Annotated in this window: 23 protein-coding genes and 2 other RNA genes; 22 read left to right on the top strand and 3 right to left on the bottom strand. The window is 39.9% G+C overall.

What is annotated here, in order from left to right; all coding sequences use genetic code 11:
* Window positions 1-165 precede the first annotated feature (165 nt).
* The 6 genes from secG to ACESPQ_RS01935 all read left to right on the top strand — a co-directional run bounded on the left by secG (window position 166) and on the right by ACESPQ_RS01935 (window position 6,094).
* Complete coding sequence (secG, locus tag ACESPQ_RS01910; RefSeq protein WP_002605970.1) at window positions 166-396, top strand: preprotein translocase subunit SecG; 231 nt, start codon at window positions 166-168, stop codon at window positions 394-396.
* A 73-nt stretch (window positions 397-469) separates the two neighbouring features.
* Window positions 470-2,602 (top strand): ribonuclease R, encoded by a 2,133-nt coding sequence (gene rnr, locus ACESPQ_RS01915; protein WP_373143815.1) that lies wholly within the window; start codon window positions 470-472, stop codon window positions 2,600-2,602.
* 17 nt (window positions 2,603-2,619) lie between these two features.
* Window positions 2,620-3,786, top strand: coding sequence for a CapA family protein (locus ACESPQ_RS01920; protein WP_373143816.1), 1,167 nt, complete (start codon window positions 2,620-2,622; stop codon window positions 3,784-3,786).
* Window positions 3,787-3,800: 14 nt separating this feature from the next.
* Window positions 3,801-4,256 carry an SsrA-binding protein SmpB gene (gene smpB, locus ACESPQ_RS01925; protein ID WP_002605967.1) on the top strand — a complete coding sequence of 152 codons (456 nt, stop codon included), beginning with the start codon at window positions 3,801-3,803 and terminating at the stop codon, window positions 4,254-4,256.
* 77 nt (window positions 4,257-4,333) lie between these two features.
* Window positions 4,334-4,715, top strand: a transfer-messenger RNA (tmRNA) gene (gene ssrA, locus ACESPQ_RS01930).
* 137 nt (window positions 4,716-4,852) lie between these two features.
* Window positions 4,853-6,094, top strand: coding sequence for a tyrosine-type recombinase/integrase (locus tag ACESPQ_RS01935; protein ID WP_373143817.1), 1,242 nt, complete (start codon window positions 4,853-4,855; stop codon window positions 6,092-6,094).
* Between the two features lie 28 nt (window positions 6,095-6,122).
* Here ACESPQ_RS01935 and ACESPQ_RS01940 read toward each other — a convergent pair whose 3' ends face one another.
* Window positions 6,123-7,004 carry an SHOCT domain-containing protein gene (locus tag ACESPQ_RS01940; protein WP_373143818.1) on the bottom strand — a complete coding sequence of 294 codons (882 nt, stop codon included), beginning with the start codon at window positions 7,002-7,004 and terminating at the stop codon, window positions 6,123-6,125.
* Window positions 7,005-7,090: 86 nt separating this feature from the next.
* Here ACESPQ_RS01940 and ACESPQ_RS01945 point away from each other — a divergent pair, with 86 nt between their 5' ends.
* Entirely contained in the window at window positions 7,091-7,288 is a 198-nt protein-coding gene (locus ACESPQ_RS01945; protein WP_373143819.1) for a helix-turn-helix domain-containing protein, read from the top strand.
* Between the two features lie 254 nt (window positions 7,289-7,542).
* On the opposite strand, the gene ACESPQ_RS01950 is transcribed toward ACESPQ_RS01945, so the two are convergent.
* Window positions 7,543-7,917, bottom strand: coding sequence for a helix-turn-helix domain-containing protein (locus tag ACESPQ_RS01950; RefSeq protein WP_373143820.1), 375 nt, complete (start codon window positions 7,915-7,917; stop codon window positions 7,543-7,545).
* 130 nt (window positions 7,918-8,047) lie between these two features.
* Here ACESPQ_RS01950 and ACESPQ_RS01955 point away from each other — a divergent pair, with 130 nt between their 5' ends.
* Window positions 8,048-8,251, top strand: coding sequence for a hypothetical protein (locus ACESPQ_RS01955; protein WP_373143821.1), 204 nt, complete (start codon window positions 8,048-8,050; stop codon window positions 8,249-8,251).
* Here ACESPQ_RS01955 and ACESPQ_RS01960 read toward each other — a convergent pair.
* Window positions 8,215-8,898, bottom strand: coding sequence for a DUF4145 domain-containing protein (locus ACESPQ_RS01960; protein WP_142419840.1), 684 nt, complete (start codon window positions 8,896-8,898; stop codon window positions 8,215-8,217). The genes ACESPQ_RS01955 and ACESPQ_RS01960 overlap by 37 nt on opposite strands.
* Window positions 8,899-8,932: 34 nt before the next feature.
* Here ACESPQ_RS01960 and ACESPQ_RS01965 point away from each other — a divergent pair.
* From ACESPQ_RS01965 to ACESPQ_RS02030, 14 genes are all read left to right on the top strand, one after another.
* Window positions 8,933-8,995, top strand: an RNA gene (locus ACESPQ_RS01965) — hammerhead ribozyme type II.
* 10 nt (window positions 8,996-9,005) lie between these two features.
* Window positions 9,006-9,191: a hypothetical protein gene (locus ACESPQ_RS01970; RefSeq protein ID WP_373143822.1), complete on the top strand. Its 186-nt coding sequence runs from the start codon at window positions 9,006-9,008 to the stop codon at window positions 9,189-9,191.
* 14 nt (window positions 9,192-9,205) lie between these two features.
* Window positions 9,206-9,457 (top strand): hypothetical protein, encoded by a 252-nt coding sequence (locus ACESPQ_RS01975; protein WP_142419838.1) that lies wholly within the window; start codon window positions 9,206-9,208, stop codon window positions 9,455-9,457.
* A 167-nt stretch (window positions 9,458-9,624) separates the two neighbouring features.
* Entirely contained in the window at window positions 9,625-10,512 is an 888-nt protein-coding gene (locus tag ACESPQ_RS01980; protein ID WP_373143824.1) for a prohibitin family protein, read from the top strand.
* Window positions 10,513-10,574: 62 nt separating this feature from the next.
* On the top strand, window positions 10,575-11,270 hold the full coding sequence (locus tag ACESPQ_RS01985; RefSeq protein WP_373143825.1) for a Rha family transcriptional regulator: 696 nt from the start codon (window positions 10,575-10,577) through the stop codon (window positions 11,268-11,270).
* Between the two features lie 119 nt (window positions 11,271-11,389).
* The gene (locus ACESPQ_RS01990) at window positions 11,390-11,548 is read left to right on the top strand and encodes a hypothetical protein (protein ID WP_373143826.1); all 159 of its coding nucleotides are present in this window, start codon (window positions 11,390-11,392) and stop codon (window positions 11,546-11,548) included.
* Window positions 11,548-11,844 carry a hypothetical protein gene (locus ACESPQ_RS01995; RefSeq protein WP_373143827.1) on the top strand — a complete coding sequence of 99 codons (297 nt, stop codon included), beginning with the start codon at window positions 11,548-11,550 and terminating at the stop codon, window positions 11,842-11,844. Before ACESPQ_RS01990 ends, ACESPQ_RS01995 begins: the two co-directional genes overlap by 1 nt.
* Window positions 11,831-12,676, top strand: coding sequence for a phage recombination protein Bet (bet, locus tag ACESPQ_RS02000; RefSeq protein ID WP_373143828.1), 846 nt, complete (start codon window positions 11,831-11,833; stop codon window positions 12,674-12,676). The genes ACESPQ_RS01995 and bet overlap by 14 nt, the downstream gene beginning before the upstream one ends.
* Window positions 12,673-13,065: a hypothetical protein gene (locus ACESPQ_RS02005; protein WP_142419833.1), complete on the top strand. Its 393-nt coding sequence runs from the start codon at window positions 12,673-12,675 to the stop codon at window positions 13,063-13,065. The genes bet and ACESPQ_RS02005 overlap by 4 nt, the downstream gene beginning before the upstream one ends.
* Window positions 13,043-13,369, top strand: a complete 327-nt coding sequence (locus ACESPQ_RS02010) for an HNH endonuclease (protein WP_120151230.1) — start codon at window positions 13,043-13,045, stop codon at window positions 13,367-13,369. The genes ACESPQ_RS02005 and ACESPQ_RS02010 overlap by 23 nt, the downstream gene beginning before the upstream one ends.
* Window positions 13,370-13,445: 76 nt before the next feature.
* Window positions 13,446-13,661 (top strand): hypothetical protein, encoded by a 216-nt coding sequence (locus ACESPQ_RS02015; protein WP_373143829.1) that lies wholly within the window; start codon window positions 13,446-13,448, stop codon window positions 13,659-13,661.
* Between the two features lie 34 nt (window positions 13,662-13,695).
* Entirely contained in the window at window positions 13,696-14,520 is an 825-nt protein-coding gene (locus ACESPQ_RS02020; RefSeq protein ID WP_373143830.1) for a DnaD domain-containing protein, read from the top strand.
* A 29-nt stretch (window positions 14,521-14,549) separates the two neighbouring features.
* Window positions 14,550-15,557, top strand: a complete 1,008-nt coding sequence (locus ACESPQ_RS02025; protein ID WP_373143831.1) for a phosphoadenosine phosphosulfate reductase family protein — start codon at window positions 14,550-14,552, stop codon at window positions 15,555-15,557.
* Window positions 15,558-15,724: 167 nt separating this feature from the next.
* On the top strand, window positions 15,725-16,141 hold the full coding sequence (locus tag ACESPQ_RS02030) for a Cas9 inhibitor AcrIIA9 family protein (RefSeq protein ID WP_373143832.1): 417 nt from the start codon (window positions 15,725-15,727) through the stop codon (window positions 16,139-16,141).
* Window positions 16,142-16,307 lie beyond the last annotated feature (166 nt).

Here is a 16,307-nt window from a genome sequence, read left to right on the forward strand (position 1 = left end):
ATCGTGGAGGGAGCATCTGACAGCATAAGTCTTATGTACAGCATACAAGATACATCCATTATGCCTTGAACACAGGAGAATCTCGTCCTTTTACAAAAAATAAATTGTTTTTTATCCGTGTGTTTGTTATAATGATTAAGAACGTATTGAGAAAGGAGGATTATTATGGGCATTTTAGACACCTTACTGATGATTGCAGCGGTCGTTTTAATAATACTCTCCTTATTGCAAAGCGGAAAATCTGACGGGTTGGGAAGCGCCTTCGGTGGAAGTGAAGGACTGAATCTGTTCGCAAACGTTAAGGAACGTGGCTCTGAAAAAGTCATGTCCAATGTCACTCTGGTGACAGGAATTGTGTTTTTCGCTCTTGTTATAATCATTCGTATTGTTAAGTAAGTAAGAAAGACCGTCTAAGGTCTTTTTTTAATGGTATAATATTGTTATAGGAAAAAAGGAGGGCTGATGAGCTATGAATAAAAAAGAAGAACTGCTGGCGCTGATTCATGGAAACGGTTATCGAGGTATGCATGCGGCACAGCTTTCAAGAGCCCTGGATATGGAAGACAGTGCATCCTTCACACAGCTGATGAAGCTGTTAAATGATCTGGAAGCAGAGCATATACTCGCAAGAGACGCCAAGGAGCGTTATTTCACAAGTGAAGAGCTGGGGTATGTTACAGGTACACTACGCATCAATCCGAAAGGCTTCGGCTTTGTGGAAACAGCGGATACCAGCTATTATATAGGTCGGGATCACCTGGGTCTCGGTATGGATCGGGATATTGTTTTTGCGAAGACATGGACAAACAATGATAAAAGTGTTGAGGGAGAAGTGATTGAGGTTCTGGAGCACAGTGTCAGACAGCTGGTGGGAACCGTGAAAATCAAAGAGGGCAGAAAATATTTCCTGTCGGATGCATTTTTGAATTACCGCAAGGTTAGAATAACAAACTTCGATGATTTCCGTCTTGTGAATGATTCCAAGGTTCTGCTAGGAATTGACAGCTATGGGACTGTACTGAAGTGCCATATTGAGAAGGAAATCGGTTATAAATATGATCCGGGTATTGATATTTTATCAGTTTTACTGGAAAAGGATATCAATCCGCAGTTTCCTGAGGATGTCATGCAGGAGGTACAGCAGATACCGGAAACCATCCAAGAGGATGATATTGCACAGCGCAAGGATTTGCGAAAGCTGCTGACCATTACGATAGATGGAGAGGATGCCAAGGATCTGGATGATGCCATATCTGTGGAAAAGCTGGAGAACAATAAAGGATACCGGCTGTATGTTCATATAGCGGATGTTTCCCATTATGTGAGGGCGGGAAGTGCCATTGATCAGGAGGCCTATGCCAGAGGTACCTCGGTCTATGTCGTTGACCGTGTGGTACCGATGCTTCCCCACGCCCTATGCAATGGAATCTGTTCCCTGAATCCAAGAGTGGATCGGCTTACGCTGACATGCTGTATGGATATCGATAAGAAGGGTGAAATCGACAATTATAAGATATATCCTTCCATTATATGCAGTGATGAGCGAATGACATATAAAAAGGTGAATGCGATTCTTGCGGGTGATGCGCAGTCACAGAAGGAATATCCGCACCTGTTGAACTTATGTCTCAACATGAAGGTGCTTTCCGGTATCATCCGACGGCGAAGAGAGCGTCTGGGAGCGATAGATTTTGATACGAGAGAAGCAAAGATTCTCGTTGATGAAAAGGGGAATCCGACAGATATCGTGTTGCGGGAGCGCGGAGAGAGTGAGCGGATCATTGAAGATTTTATGATTGCCGCAAATGAATGTGTCGCCATGCACATGAAATGGATGGAGGTCCCTTCCATGTATCGAATCCATGAAGCTCCGGAGCCTAAGAAAATGCGTGATTTTGCTACTACTGCAAAGTCACTCGGCTATAATTTTCAGGGCGGTATACAAAATGTTTACCCCGCACAGCTGCAGAGTCTTCTGAATGAGGCCAGAGGACAGGAGAATTATTTTGTGTTATCGAGCTTTATGCTGCGGGCTATGCAGAAGGCACGCTACGATAACCGCTGTATCGGGCATTTCGGTCTGGCATTGAAAAATTATCTGCATTTTACTTCGCCGATTCGGCGTTATCCGGATCTGGTAGTTCACCGAATGCTTCGGCGTTATATCTTTACATCCAGTGATGATGTCGAGCGCATGAAGCAGGATGAGCTGTGGTGTGAGGCTACCGCTAATCAGGCAAGTGAGCGGGAACGCAATGCAGTGGATGCGGAGCGGGAAGTAGACGATATGAAAAAGGCGCAGTATATGGAGCGCTTTGTCGGGCATATGTTTGACGGTGTTGTCAGCGGTATCACCAAATTCGGTATGTTTGTCGAGCTGGAGAACACGGTTGAGGGTCTTGTACATGTGACATCCCTAACGGATGATTATTATCATTATGATGAAATGACGAAATCTTTGATTGGTGAGCATACGGCTAAGGTGTATAAAATGGGACAAAAGGTACGTGTGAAATGCAGTGGAGCGGATCGTTTCAAACGGGAGGTTGACTTCGAGGTCGTAGAGAAGAAAAAGCGACAGCGCAGGAAGGCATCTCGATAGAATATAGAGGGAATAGTATGAAGAAATTATGGATAGTTTTGGGGTGTGTGCTGCTTGTGACAGGCTGTTCGGGGAAAAGCGGTACGAAGGAAACGAAGCAGGAAAAGGCTGCGGACCCCGTTGTAAAAACAGAGGAAAAAGATGATATCCGCGATGTATCCTTTGTTGCGGTAGGGGATAATCTGATTCATGGTGCAATTTTCTATTACAATGCCAAGGGGGATGGCACCTATGATTTTAAGGATATTTATGAGCATACAAACCGCTATACACGCAAGGCGGATATCGCCTATATCAATCAGGAGACGATTTGCGGCGGTACGGAGCTGGGATTGAGCCATTATCCATCCTTTAACGGGCCTTACGAGGTGCTGGATGCGGTTGCGGATGCAGGCTTTGACTGGATGGCGGCTTCCAGTAATCATACACTGGATGCCGGTGTACAGGGTATCTTGAATCAGCTTGCTTACATGAAGGAACATCATCCGGATATCAGGGTGACGGGAAGTCATGCAACAAGAGAGGAAAGTGAGCAGCTGCAGGTTATCACCCGTGAGGGTGTGAAGTTTGGAATACTTGGATATACCTATGGGTTGAATGGCTATGTTCTTCCAAAAGGTAAAGAGTACATGGTTGATTTGATTGATAAGGATAAAATAAAAAATGATGTGGAAAAGCTGAAGAAGGTCAGCGATGTCCAAATCGTTAGTATGCATTGGGGAACGGAGTATTCCTTTGAGCCGAATGAGGAACAGAAAGAGCTTGCACAGTTCCTGAGTGATCTGGGTGTGGATGTCATTATCGGTGAGCATCCGCATGTCATACAGCCGATGGATTATGTGACAGGAAAAGACGGGAATCAGACTCTTGTCATCTATTCACTTGGCAATTTCCTGTCTGCACAGGATGATCATGAGAATATGCTGGGAGGCATGGCAAGCTGGACCCTGTCCTATAATATAACGAATGGTGAAGTGAGCTTTAAAAATGTGGAGTTTCTTCCAACCGTTACTCATATAGAAGGGAATTTCTCATTCTTTCGTACATATACTCTGAAGGATTATACAAATGAACTTGCTGCACGTCATACACTGACGACGCAGTATCATCAGGATAATACAAGGGAGTATTACATAAATCTTGTGAACAGGGTTATGAATGATAAAGTGAAGATCGTATATTAGAAAGGAACACAGGCATGGCAGGAAGAAAAATTGTTGTATTTAATCGCAAGGCCTCTCATGAATATTTTCTGGAGGAACGCTTTGAAGCCGGACTGGTTTTGCAGGGAACGGAGATCAAATCCATTCGCCAGGGTCATGTCCAGATTCGGGATGCGTATATCAGCTTTACCAATGATGAAGCGTATGTAAAGGAAATGCATATTCTGGGGTATGAGTTTGGCAACCGGTTCAATCATGATGAAACCAGAATACGAAAGCTGCTCCTGCATAAGGAAGAGATCCGTAAGCTGCAGCAGAAGGTAAAGCTGAAGGGCTACACAGTGATTCCGATTTCTGTATATCTGGAAAAAGGAATGGCAAAAATGGAGATTGCTCTGGCAAAAGGGAAGGATCTGCATGATAAGCGTAATGTTCAAAAGGAAAAAGATGCCAAGCGCGAGATAGAAAAGGCGATGAAGAATCAGTATTAGACTGGAAAATTCGCCAAAAAAGCAAACGGCATTGTAGTTTGCGGTATTTTGTGGTAAACTATCAATGCCTGAAAACCGGGGGTGTACTGGTTTCGACAGGGATATGTCTGGTACAGACTGCAGTCGAGTGGTTACGTAATAACCAATTAAATTTAAACGGAAAAACTAAATTAGCTAACCTCTTTGGTGGAAACCAGAGAATGGCTTTCGCTGCTTAATAACCGATATAGGTTCGCAGCCGCCTCTGCATGCTTCTTCCTTGACCATGTGGATGTGCGCGTAAGACGCAAGGGATAAGGAATCTGGTTTGCCTGAGATCAGATTCACGAAAATTCTTCAGGCACATTCATCAGCGGATGTTCATGACCTGCTGATGTCTTAATCTTCATGGACTAAACTGTAGAGGTCTGTACGTGGGGCTGTTTCTGGACAGGAGTTCGACTCTCCTCACCTCCACCAATATAAAAATAAAGCCTTTGTTTAAAGGCTTTTTTGATACTTTTTTTTGTTGAAAATATTTCTGTACCACACGCTATACCACAAAAATCGTTGATTTTTTAGCATTATTGGGATATATTGGGTACAGAGGTGATAGTATGGCAACGATTAAACGTGATGGTAAATGGTATATTAAGGGTAGAATACAAAAAGAGGATGGCACGTATTATCAATATACAAAACTTGCCCGTGGATGCAAGTACGTTGATGAAGCGCGAGAGTATGAAACCGAGTTTGTAAAACGATGGCAAGCGATCCAAGTTGCAAAATATAATAAAACATTTGCCGAACTGGCAGAAGAATATCTGGCACAAGCTGTAAATGTTAAAGTTGTGACCATCCGGACAGACCAGGATATTGTTGATAAATGCAATAAAGTATTCGGAAAAAAGAAAATAAATTTATTCAATAAAGAGTACCTACAAAAATTTATAAAAGGACTGGAAGAAAAGTACAGTAAGTCGTATGTATCGAAGTATTACTACACCATAAACAAAATATTTAAGTATGCCGTTGATGAGGATTATATTGTCATAAATCCTATGACAAAAGTACGCAGATCGGCATTTAAAGACGAAGTAAAAAAAGAAATGCTGTTTTGGGAACCATCCGAATTTGAGACATTTATACGCTATGTAAAAAATCCAGAAATGCAACGTTTTTATGTCTTTTTGTATTATATGGGAACACGAAAAGGAGAAGCTCAGGCATTACAATGGAAGGATATAGATTTTGATAAAAACACAATTAGAATTTATAAAACAGTAACAAACAAAATTAAGGGTAAAGCGTGGGAAATTACAAGTCCTAAGACACAAAACAGCATGCGTACTATAATTATGCCTGATATTGTAAAAACTGCTATGATAGAACAGAAAACGTATTGTGAAAGGCTTTATGGATATAACGTGGATTGCTTTGTATTTGGTTTCGACAGACCGCTTCCGGCCGAAACAATCCGTAAAAATCTTATTCGTGGAGTGGAGTCTGCAAATGCAGACGGAAATCCACTGTGCCTTATACGTGTGCATGATTTTCGCCATTCTCATGTGTCGTACTTGATCAACAATAAAGCTGACCAGTATTCTGATTATGAGATAGCACAAAGATTAGGAGATACCGTCGAAACCATCAGAAAAACATATGCACACCTATTTAAAGACGCTGACAGAAAGATTATTGAATTTATGAATAAAGACACTAGCAAGGACGAAACAATGCCAGTACAGCCTAAAACAAGTAAATACGATGAACTTAAGGAGCTAAAAGAATTGCTTGATATAGGAATCATAACGAATGAGGAGTTTACTGCAAAAAAGAAACAGCTTCTAGGTATATAAAAAACCGCTAAGATCAGCGGTTTTTTAGCTATAACCCTAATAATTGTTTTTTCTTTTCTTCAAACTCATCTTTAGTGATTATACCCAAATCATAAAGCTCTTTCGCTTTTTTTATATCTTCATATGGATCACTGATATCCTCTGTTTGATTTTCAGATTGTAAGCCTGAATTTTCACACTGAGCAAATATCAGATTCAGGCACGCAATTGTATTTCTAGCATGGCTCAACGCTTTTGTGTACTTAGAGCTCCTTGATTTTGTTTCACTTTTTATATATGAAATTATGATACTAGGAAAACAAAAATTAGTAGTTGTAATTTGTAAAGCAAGCATGTCAATAGATTTACTGGTCTTGCGCTTAGCTGTTAGTCCTCCAATAATACCACCTGTAGGACCTGCAGCAACACCCCCAACGACAGCCATTCCAAGGCCTCCGCTTTCCACCGATATATTATTTTCGAGCAGATCGTAGTCTTGTATTTCATCATAGCTAAAAATCACATCCCCAGGCTTTAAGGCCATTTCAATAGCAAGCGATGCGCCTAGCGTATACATTGCAAGAACGCTCTTACTTAAGATTTTCATCTTACCATTTTTCTTAATATTAGAGCTAGCGTTATTGATCTTTAAAAGCTTGTTGACTTCGTCTATTTCGATGTCACCCATTTTCTGTGTAGAGCGAAAAATAGATTTATAGGCAGCTTGCTTTTCCTTAAAGTCTTCTCGTTTCTGTCGAGCTAATTCAGCGTTTTCCTTTTTGATTTCAATAGATTCGTTTATACTTTCTTTTGTATTTGATGCTATATCCTTTGCGACACCCCCAATCCCTTTTTCCTTGACTTCGCTTGTAAACTCCGCAACACTCTGAGCTCTCCTTTTTGTTTTTGCGTAAATATCATAGATTCCCATTTTCATTTCCCTCCATACTGTTATTTATTACATTATATCACTTAATAACGAATCACAAAATACTTACTTGCATATAATATACTGTCATGAAACTGTTAATATATGAGCGGCGTACGGAAAAAGAAAAATCTTTGCGGGAGTTATCAAAGCTAACAGGGATAACTAAGAGTACTCTGAATAACTATGAAAACGGAAATACATCACCTACGATACACCAGCTCGAAAAAATCGCGGAGGCGCTACATATAAAAATAACGGACCTGTTTGAGTCCGATTTTAAATGACATGTATGTCCAAAATATTGGACATCGGCGGAAGTTGCTGTCAATATTAACAATTTTTTAGCGTTATGCGCTATAATATAGCTACAGAAAATATTACCAATTTACAGGAGGACAGAGATCATGGAAACAGAAGATTACTACATAAGGCATATCGTAAAAATGGTAAGGGAAATTAGGTCGATAGGTATATTAAGGGAGCTGTATTATGAATTGTTGCATATAAAATTGAATCAGTAATTAAAAAGGCAAGGAAATCACTCCTTGCCTTCTTTTTGCAGATTTTCTGCCAACGTTGTAAGAAAATTTTCGATTGCTTCTTTTTCATCATCCGGTGCCTCCAGATAGGTTTTCAAAACCATCTGGCTTTTTTTGTTCAGATTATACCGCTCTGATAATTTTTCCATTAACGTACTTGGCATTTTCATGAACATATCGACGTCTGCACCCTCAGTGAGCCAGTAATAGTCAGTGTTAAATTCTCGACAAATTGATAACAATGTTTGCTCTGATGGATTGCGTTCACCACTTTCTAATTTGGATACAGCAGTATCGCTAATACCGATTTTCTTACCAAATTCCCTTTGACTTAGACCTAGTGTTTTACGTAATGACTTTATACGGTCGTTCAATACTTCCACCTCCTTGACATAATAATATACTTAAAATCGTACTTAGTCAATAAAAATAACAAAACAACTTGACAAATGTGACTAAGTACGATAACATGATGGCGTAGTCAATATTGCGGGAGGTGCAAATATGAGAAAGGATAGAAGAGAATGCAGAAGACTGGATGGAGTTAAAATAACAAAAGTTATAATAACAATTCTATTACGCGGAGAAGGGACAGAAAAAGACCCAGTAAGATATGTTTATCAGTACTGGGATATGGAAGGGAAATTTCTTTTTGAACTTGACGAAATAGATTATTTGGATGAAGTGAGTGTTAATGCTTCTTCATAGGCAGTTTCGTATTCGATGTAAGCAATCATTGACTTGATAAAAGCCTTAAGGTGCTCTATATCATAGTCTTCGTGCTTTCTTACATAGTGTGTTTCATCATTACCTATCCAAGTGGCAGCAAGTGCTAATGTTTTGATTTTCTCATTTTCGATGTAATCTTTGATGCACTGTCCGAGAGGTTTACTCTTAATTGTATCAATGTCGTCGAAATTCTTGTAACAGCAGTAATCTTTGATTAAAAATTCTACTGCTTTTCGATAACCAATACCACACAGATGATTGAGCTTTAATTTTTCAGCTTCTAGAGCTTGATGATATATATCAATAAATGTGGTTGATATCGCTTCGATTTCTGATGGAAATTTATCCGCTGCTGCTTTCGGTAGAGGAAAAATATCAGTAATTGTATCAGCATCACTTGAAGTTCTGTTTAAACTATAAACAACCATATAACATGTATCACATGCAGGGCAAAAATATAGTAAATATGCCTTGTTGTTATATCTCGTCGAAACCGAATAAAAAGCGGAAACAATTTCACCTCTACTAGCTGTATTGCACCTGGGACAAATAGGCTGGAGTTTATATCTTATTTCTTTATGCTGCTTTGTATTAGCCGCATTTATTGTATCTTTTATTACATCCATAAACTACCTTCTTTCTAAAGAAAATTATAACATAAGCCGAAACCTATTTAAAGGTCTACAGGGGTTAGCCTCCCTGTACTGATGATGGCAGGCTAGGAGGTGATTAAATGACAGCAAATGAATACCTTGAAATTGTCAAGCAGAATGGCAACGAACGAGTATGCAAGTTGATTAAATTTTTGCAGGACAACGGATATGACTATTCGGAATTTGATATCGCCGTGCTTTTAAGCGGTCAAATCAGACGGGAAGCCGCAAATTGCCGAACGCCTACACACGGCAATGCACGTTAGAAAGGAGGAAAACTATGCCTATTGCAAGATATGTGACGGCTAAAGACATTCAGCGTATTCACAACGAACGTAATCCAGAGAATCATATCGGTTACGCTAAGGCATGCGATATCAAGCAGAAGTGCCGAATGAAATTTGAAGAGGAATTTGGTAAAGTTGAACTTTACGACGAACGCAGAATACCTCTCTCGTGGTATGAAACATATTACAGCGAGGATGTATTTGATCCTCGAAAGAAACGCAAGCAGGAAAGGACTACTCTATGAGAAAAAGAGTATTAAAAAAGATGCTCCATAGACTTGGCGGTCAGAGCATCTAAACCACGAACCCTTATAAAAAGATTCATCTTTATTATAAGGGATACAAGCAAATAATTCAATCTTATATCCATTTCTTTTCTGCAATGAGCTAGGCTCACGGAGGAGAAAACAAAATGTTAATGTTTATTATTCAAGCGATTTTAATTGTAGCAGTGCTTGTAGCCTTTGTAGGCTCAGGTCTATACGACGATGATTATGGAAATTTTGCAGGCTGGAAACCTAAAAAGAAGTGCCTTCTTGCATTGATTCCATTAGGTATCTGGGTGCTTACGCTATCGGTTGCTTTTGTCCCAACAAACACAGTTGGTGTTAAATGGTCAGCGTTTGGAGGAACATCGGAAACAACGCTTAATGAGGGTGTCACACTTAAAATACCATTTGCGGACAAAATTTACATGATACCTACCACAGTGCAGGAAAGAACGGTTAAAAATGTATCTGTCCAAACCAAGGACGCACAATTCATCAAAATGGAAGTGAATGTAAAATTTAATGTCAGCAAATCTAATGCATTTAAGGTATACAAGAGATATGGCGATATTGATAGCATGAAGCAGAACATCATCGGCAATTATGCACAGAAATCTGTAGAAACAATTGTAACCCAGTACAACGTGATTGAAGTACTAGGCGAAAAGAAAAACGAAGTCTACACCAGAGCTACTGCTGATCTAAAAGAGAAGCTTGCAAAAGAAGGTGTGGAACTTACATCACTTACCATCAAAGATATGGATGCCGGAAAAGAAATCGAAGAGGCGATTTCCAAGGAAGCTGTAGCAAAGAAAGCTGTCGAAACTGCAAAGCAGGAAAAAGAGAAAGCGCAGATTGTTGCCGAGAAAAAGAAAATCGAAGCGCAGGGTGAAGCTGATGCAAATGCAATCAAGACAAGTAAACTGACGGATGCAGTACTGCGTGAAATGCTCATTAAAAAATGGGATGGCAAACTGCCAAAGGTATCTGGTGGTGACAACATGCTAGATATTACATCATTACTTAAATAACAAAAAAAGAAAAAGAGCCTAGCTCTTTACAGGGAAGAAATGGCATAAGGGAAAGGAAGATTATGAACAAAGAAATCACTATTACATATGACAATGATCATCAGCAGCCAGTTGTAAGTAGCTTACAGATTGCTGAGGACTTCAATAAGAAACATAAGGATGTTTTAGAAAGTATCCGAAATCTCGTGGCGGAAAATTCCGCCGCCAAATCCTGGTTTTACGAAACCACTTACGAAAGTAGAGGAAAGCAGTATCCTATGTATCTCATGAATAAAGATGGGTTTACCTTTCTGGTCATGGGGTTTAATGGAAAGTTGGCCAATGAATGGAAAATCAAATACATTCAGGCATTTAATGCAATGGAGCAGCAAATCAAAGACGGACTGCCAACCACACCAGAAGAGAAGCTGGACTTGCTTGTAGAAGTTGCGCATAACCAGAAAGCAAAGGTTGAGAAAATCGATGAACGTGTAACCCATCTAGAAAAAAATGCAAGAATAGACCCTACACAGTACGGCTATATCGGAAACCTTGTTAATAAGCGCCTGCAGGCTGTGAAAGAAGTGTACAAGTATCAGTGGACGAAGCAGCAATGCGGAGCTTTACGACATGGAATCAATCGGGATATCTGTGACGCAATGGACGCTCGGCCACGAACGCAAATCAGAGCCAAGGATTTTGATAAGGCATGTCACTTTGTAGAGGGGTGGAACCCATCCAGTGTAACACTAAAGGAAATCGAAGAACTGGGTAAGTAATATGTGGGAATACATAGTAATCGGTCATGCAGTATTAACTATATATCTGGTTATCAGCATGTACAACACCCTGCGTATGGGGGTTATATGCGACCCCATTGTATTACTGGAGGCGCATCATGAAAACCATTTATAATCACATGGACCCAGACCATTATGACGAAGAATTGGAGCCGTCAGCTGAGGAAGCGGCAGACCTGCAGGCGGAAGCCGAGGAGGAAGAAAGAAAGGAAACAGCAGTGGAGAGATATATCAGATCCACTGAGGAGGTGTTCTGATGAACAAAAAATTACAATCTGTGACTGAGCGGTTAGTGTTATTAATCGCACACAGTAAACCAAAAAAACGCATAAGCTATCATTTACAAATCGGAGTCGGAGCGGGTGAGGGGATTCAGTTCATCGTGCATTTGTGGGACAGCGAAAAAAAGGGAGAAAGATGTATTTTGAAATCACATTACGTTAGTTTTGACGGATTTGATGACCTAACAATTGCAAAGAAGATGGAAAAAGTAACAAAAATCATGAATGGGGAAATTAACCCATTTGAGGAGGAAAAGGATGAACGAAAATAAAGACGAAATCGCTGTTGTTGAATACAGCGTTGAAGGAAGTAATATCAGACTTACTCCAAGTATTGTGCAGAATTTCATTGCAGGAAGTGATGCAGGAGAGATTACAATTCAGGAGTTTAAATTCTTTTCGGAATTGTGTAAGGTCAGAAAGCTCAATCCATTCACAAAAGAGGCGTATTTAATCAAATTCGGGAATCAGCCTGCGCAAATGGTTGTCGGAAAAGATGCTATCTTGAAAAGAGCCATCATGAACCAGAATTACGATGGAAGAGAGCAAGGCATCATAGTGAAACTTTCTGATGGCTCTATAGATTTCAGGAAAGGAACATTCCGCTTAAATGATGAACAGCTTGTTGGCGGATGGGCAAAAGTGTATCGCAAAGATATTAGTCATCCTACGGAAATCACAGTATCATTTGATGAAGTTGCACAGCGTAAAAAGAATGGAGAACTCAACAGTAACTGGGCTACGAAAGGCGCAACTATGGTAGAAAAGGTTGCGCTCGTAAGAGCACTGAGAGAAACCTTCGTGGAAGATTGCGGAGGGATGATTGATGCTGATGAGGCATGGGATGCATCGGAAATCAACGGAAAATCGCAAATACAGAAGCCCAAAAAGGACGAACGCCTCGAAGATGCGACAGAATGGTATGGTAAATTGCGCAAAGAACTGACTGCAAAAGGATATGATTTTCGAAACAAAGAAAATAACGACTTTATAACGATGGCAGCTGGTATCGATACACAGGATATCAGCGTGTTAAATGTAGATCAGATAGAAAAACTATGTAATACCTATGAAAGTATTTTAGAACAGGAGGACAATGGATGAAATTATTGAAAACTGATAACAGTCTTTCGATTGATGCAGAAAGAAAGATTATTGCATTTAAAGAGGCTATGGAAGCTATCCAAGAGCAAGAAAAGGAGTTTAGAAATCAGCTTCTGCAAGAAATGAAAAAGAGAGGAATCACCGGTTACAAGGATGAGAACATCACTATTTCGCTGGTACTGGAAGGTGAATCTGAAAAATTCGACACAAAAGCATTTAAAAAGAAATTCCCTGCGATGCATAAAAAGTTTGTAAAAATAACGCCGATAAAAGAGCATGTACGATTAAGCATTAAGAAAGGAGTGACATCAGATAATATGATTACTGAAGTTACTCCGGAAGTCGAACAGATAAAGGTAGTCACCAATGGCGAAATCGAAGCGTTCTAAAGCCTGCGCAATACCAACGAAAGTAAAAAGGCTTGTATGGGAAAGAGATAATCACAGGTGTATTCATTGCAAATCACCTTATGCTAAGCCAGAAGCGCATTACATCCCAAGAAGCGATGGAGGATTAGGGATAGAGCAAAACATCGTAACAGTGTGTAGGGACTGCCACAGAAAGATGGATCAGACAAAAAAAGAAATCAGAGAACCGATTTTAGAGGCCACTAAACAGTATTTGAAATCACAGTATCCAGATTGGGATGAGTGCAAATTGAAATACGATAAATGGGGGTGGATGCATGAATGAACGTTTATATCTGTTCAATCCCTTCCGAATTAAGGAATGGCAGAATTAAAGGGTATTGAGATAAAGGAGACGTAAAATGAATAAAGAAACTTTGGACAAGGCAGTGGAATTGGACGAAGAAATTTGCTGCATAAGAGAAATGCTAGGGGACGAAACTCTTTATATTTGGAATGGTGTGTACAGACAGCACGCTGGATACAGAAATTATACGACGATAGAAATTGATACAAAGTTACGGGAAATATTAACAGCTGAATTAGAGCGGAAGGAAAAGGAATTTGCAGAATTGTAGATTGCAGAAAGCTAACAGATTGAGGTGGTGAGGATTGGCGAACAAAGGGTATATTCTGCTTGCCAGAGCGATAGAAGATTCGGAAATATGGTCCAAGCCACCATATTATTTAAAGGCTTGGATACACATTTTATGTAAAGCAGCATTCAAGCCTTATGGCAATTTAAATACTGGAGAATGCATTGTATCAACCGAGGAGCTGCAGGAGGTTTGCTCTTACAAAGCAGGCCGCAGAACCGAGAAGCCATCGACCAAACAAATACGTGATTTTATGGATTTTTTGAGGTCAGATGAAGGTCACAACGAAGGTAACAATGAAAGTCATACGAATGGCGCAATGATTGTAACAATGAAAGTCAAAGGCGGAATGCTTGTAAAGGTGCTTAATTACGAGAGATATCAGACATCAGAAAGCTATGAAAGTAACAATGAAAGTCAGATGAAAGTAACAACGGAAGTCGTAAGAAAGTCAGATGAAGGTACAAATCAAATAAAAGAAGCATTAAAAGCATTAGAAGCATTAGAATCATTAGAAGATCATTTAAGTAATAAAACAAGCTGTACAACGCCGTTTCCAGATGTTGAAAAACAGCTTGATGAAAAAGAGCAGGAACAGCAAAAGCTATACGGTACACCAATTATAGAGCTGTATGAAGAACGCTTTAACCGTTTGCTGTCACAAAGGGAGCTTCAAATAATCTGCCAGTGGACAGAGGAATATGACGATAAGCTATTACGTTATGCATTCAGGGAAATGTTAGTACAGGATAAAAACAGTATTGATTATGTTGACCGTATCTTGTTGGATTGGAAAAAGAGAGGACTAACAGCCGAACAGTACGAGGAAGGAGAGAGATAACCACGGACAATACAAAAGTCGTAAAAGCGATGGAACGTATAGAAGCGTTATACCATGATACCGGTGGTAAGTGTTATGTATCATTTAGCGGAGGTAAAGACAGTACAGTTATACTTGCTCTCATAAAAATGTGTGAGGAAATATATACACTGCCGCTCAATGCCATACCTGCTGTATTTTGCAATACTGGCATAGAGCTGGGAGCTACAGTTGAGTTTGTACAATGGGTAAAGGATAACTATTACTCTAATGTGCAGATTATCTTGCCAGACACTAAACGACCGTTTGATTGGATTGTAAAAAACAAAGGTAAACCGATAAAATCAAAATTAAAATCAGAAAATATCGGTAAAATGCAACGTAATGACAATCCCTATTATCTACAACAATTACTAGGTGATGACACAGGACGTTACAAAAACACAAAAATCGCTAATAAGGACATGCATATATTACACCCAGATTTTGACATTAAAGTCAGTAACAAATGCTGTGACATACTCAAAAAAGACCCATTTAAAAAGTACGATAAGATCAATGGCATTTTAGGCAAATTACTGGGTGAGCGAGTCGCTGAGGGGGGGGCACGCAAGACAAATATGGAAAGTAGAATAGCAAAGGGTGGTAAAGCCTGTACTAGATACAAAAATGGTTTAATTACAAAAATGCCTTTGATTGATTGGACAGATAAAGACATTGAGGACTTTATCAACGAGCATAACGTACCTCTATCCAAAGCGTATACTGAGCAAGGTTACGAGCGTACAGGATGCTTCCTATGCCCTTATTCCTTGCAACTACAGGATAACTTAGTCAAATTACATAAGTATGAGCCATTACGCTATAAAGCTGCTATGTACTGGTTAAAGGATGTGTATATAGCGCAGGGTGTGAGCCTGCCGTTTGATGTTGAATATGAAGCGGAAAGAATTAGAAAATGGAATGACATTTACTCGCAAATGCGGTATGAAATGTTGCTAAAATACAGGCCGCTATCAGTGATAAAACACGAGAATGAGCAGCAAAGTTTATTTTAAATAAAAAATGGTGTCCTCCATCCATGTGTTGAGCAAGACAACGACTCTTATTTCATGCAGAAGATGGTCAGATAAAAAGGCAAATGGCTCGCACAGGTACATGCGGGAAGGGAGGGCAGTTTGACGCATGGATGGAGGACATCAGGAGATAAAAAGAGGTGTAACATATGACATTTGAAGAAGAATTGAAAAATGAAAAGAATCCGGCGCTGCTGCAGGTTGGAAGATATCTGGAAGAAAGAGCAAGAACAGATAATTCTATTGCCGGAAATCTGCAGAAAGAAAAGAAGTCATTAGCTGAATGCTGGAGGTACATAAAAGGTTGTGCCGAGAAATTAGCTAATAATGGCTGTGCATGTATCGCTGATGATGAGGTCTACAGTTGGGCGATACACTACTACGATGAGGATGATATCAAAGTAGAGTCTCCTGAAGTGAAACACCGCGTTGAATCAGAAGAGCAGAAAACGAGCGAGAACGCCGTTTCCGCTTTACCAGAACCGCAAAAGAAGAAAAAGGCAGTAAATACACGTCAGAAGAAGAATGAACTCGTAGAAGGACAAATGAGCCTATTTGAGGTTTGATATGGCATATGTCAGAAAAGCAGATCGAGTCATCGTAGATATGCTGCGTGATTTAAAGTATGTAGCCATCCCTCAAAAGGATATCAACGAATGGCTACATGAGCTTACTCGAAAAACGAATTACATCATAGGAGAGCCTTGTAATGTCGGTGTACGCATGACATGT

Origin of the sequence: Clostridium sp. HGF2 (genome assembly GCF_964240115.1) — a bacterium.
GTDB lineage: Bacteria > Bacillota_I > Bacilli_A > Erysipelotrichales > Erysipelotrichaceae > Clostridium_AQ > Clostridium_AQ innocuum.

Coding starts and splice junctions, on each gene's coding strand:
- secG (WP_002605970.1), top strand. CDS start 166: ATGGGCATTTTAGACACCTTACTGATGATTGCAGCGGTCGTTTTAATA.
- rnr (WP_373143815.1), top strand. CDS start 470: ATGAATAAAAAAGAAGAACTGCTGGCGCTGATTCATGGAAACGGTTAT.
- ACESPQ_RS01920 (WP_373143816.1), top strand. CDS start 2,620: ATGAAGAAATTATGGATAGTTTTGGGGTGTGTGCTGCTTGTGACAGGC.
- smpB (WP_002605967.1), top strand. CDS start 3,801: ATGGCAGGAAGAAAAATTGTTGTATTTAATCGCAAGGCCTCTCATGAA.
- ACESPQ_RS01935 (WP_373143817.1), top strand. CDS start 4,853: ATGGCAACGATTAAACGTGATGGTAAATGGTATATTAAGGGTAGAATA.
- ACESPQ_RS01940 (WP_373143818.1), bottom strand. CDS start 7,004: ATGGGAATCTATGATATTTACGCAAAAACAAAAAGGAGAGCTCAGAGT.
- ACESPQ_RS01945 (WP_373143819.1), top strand. CDS start 7,091: ATGAAACTGTTAATATATGAGCGGCGTACGGAAAAAGAAAAATCTTTG.
- ACESPQ_RS01955 (WP_373143821.1), top strand. CDS start 8,048: ATGAGAAAGGATAGAAGAGAATGCAGAAGACTGGATGGAGTTAAAATA.
- ACESPQ_RS01960 (WP_142419840.1), bottom strand. CDS start 8,898: ATGGATGTAATAAAAGATACAATAAATGCGGCTAATACAAAGCAGCAT.
- ACESPQ_RS01970 (WP_373143822.1), top strand. CDS start 9,006: ATGACAGCAAATGAATACCTTGAAATTGTCAAGCAGAATGGCAACGAA.
- ACESPQ_RS01975 (WP_142419838.1), top strand. CDS start 9,206: ATGCCTATTGCAAGATATGTGACGGCTAAAGACATTCAGCGTATTCAC.
- ACESPQ_RS01980 (WP_373143824.1), top strand. CDS start 9,625: ATGTTAATGTTTATTATTCAAGCGATTTTAATTGTAGCAGTGCTTGTA.
- ACESPQ_RS01985 (WP_373143825.1), top strand. CDS start 10,575: ATGAACAAAGAAATCACTATTACATATGACAATGATCATCAGCAGCCA.
- ACESPQ_RS01990 (WP_373143826.1), top strand. CDS start 11,390: ATGAAAACCATTTATAATCACATGGACCCAGACCATTATGACGAAGAA.
- ACESPQ_RS01995 (WP_373143827.1), top strand. CDS start 11,548: ATGAACAAAAAATTACAATCTGTGACTGAGCGGTTAGTGTTATTAATC.
- bet (WP_373143828.1), top strand. CDS start 11,831: ATGAACGAAAATAAAGACGAAATCGCTGTTGTTGAATACAGCGTTGAA.
- ACESPQ_RS02005 (WP_142419833.1), top strand. CDS start 12,673: ATGAAATTATTGAAAACTGATAACAGTCTTTCGATTGATGCAGAAAGA.
- ACESPQ_RS02010 (WP_120151230.1), top strand. CDS start 13,043: ATGGCGAAATCGAAGCGTTCTAAAGCCTGCGCAATACCAACGAAAGTA.
- ACESPQ_RS02015 (WP_373143829.1), top strand. CDS start 13,446: ATGAATAAAGAAACTTTGGACAAGGCAGTGGAATTGGACGAAGAAATT.
- ACESPQ_RS02025 (WP_373143831.1), top strand. CDS start 14,550: ATGGAACGTATAGAAGCGTTATACCATGATACCGGTGGTAAGTGTTAT.
- ACESPQ_RS02030 (WP_373143832.1), top strand. CDS start 15,725: ATGACATTTGAAGAAGAATTGAAAAATGAAAAGAATCCGGCGCTGCTG.